Source organism: Onishia taeanensis, assembly GCF_900100755.1.
In the GTDB taxonomy this organism is placed as follows: Bacteria; Pseudomonadota; Gammaproteobacteria; order Pseudomonadales; family Halomonadaceae; genus Onishia; species Onishia taeanensis.
Window position 1 is genome coordinate 1 of the sequence record NZ_FNCI01000031.1, and the last position, 1162, is coordinate 1162.

The following is a 1162-nucleotide window of genomic DNA, read 5'->3' on the forward strand; positions in this document are numbered from 1 at the left end:
CCACGCGATACAGGGTGATAGCCCCGTAGTCGAAATCTGATTGGTGTGAAATCGAGTAGGTCGGGGCACGTGAAACCTTGACTGAAGACGGGGGGACCATCCTCCAAGGCTAAATACTCCTGACTGACCGATAGTGAACCAGTACCGTGAGGGAAAGGCGAAAAGAACCCCGGAGAGGGGAGTGAAATAGATCCTGAAACCGTATGCGTACAAGCAGTGGGAGCAGACTCGTTCTGTGACCGCGTACCTTTTGTATAATGGGTCAGCGACTTATTTTCAGTGGCGAGCTTAACCGTATAGGGGAGGCGTAGAGAAATCGAGTCTTAACTGGGCGACCAGTCGCTGGAAATAGACCCGAAACCGGGCGATCTATCCATGAGCAGGTTGAAGATTGAGTAACATCAATTGGAGGACCGAACCAGGATCTGTTGAAAAAGATTTGGATGACTTGTGGATCGGAGTGAAAGGCTAATCAAGCCCGGAGATAGCTGGTTCTCCTCGAAAGCTATTTAGGTAGCGCCTCACGTATCACCGCCGGGGGTAGAGCACTGTTTCGGCTAGGGGGTCATCCCGACTTACCAACCCGAGGCAAACTCCGAATACCGGTGAGTGCAGCGTGGGAGACACACAGCGGGTGCTAACGTCCGTTGTGAAAAGGGAAACAACCCAGACCGTCAGCTAAGGTCCCAAAATCCTGATTAAGTGGGAAACGATGTGGGAAGGCTCAGACAGCTAGGAGGTTGGCTTAGAAGCAGCCATCCTTTAAAGAAAGCGTAATAGCTCACTAGTCGAGTCGGCCTGCGCGGAAGATGTAACGGGGCTAAATCAGGTACCGAAGCTACGGGTTCATCGAATGATGAGCGGTAGAGGAGCGTCGTGTAAGCCAATGAAGGTGTGTTGAGAAGCATGCTGGAGGTATCACGAGTGCGAATGCTGACATGAGTAACGACAAGGGGAGTGAAAAACTCCCCCGCCGGAAGACCAAGGGTTTCTGTTCGACGCTAATCGGAGCAGAGTGAGTCGGCCCCTAAGGCGAGGCCGAAAGGCGTAGTCGATGGGAAACGGGTCAATATTCCCGTACTTCACAGTATTGCGATGGGGGGACGAAGAAGGCTAGGTGAGCCAGGCGTTGGTTGTCCTGGTGAAAGTCTGTAGGCCGAGG

1 rRNA gene is annotated in these 1162 nt (G+C 52.8%); it reads left to right on the forward strand.

Annotated features, from left to right (window positions below):
- Positions 1-1162: ribosomal RNA gene (locus tag BLR71_RS17320) — 23S ribosomal RNA — on the forward strand; the annotation flags it as partial.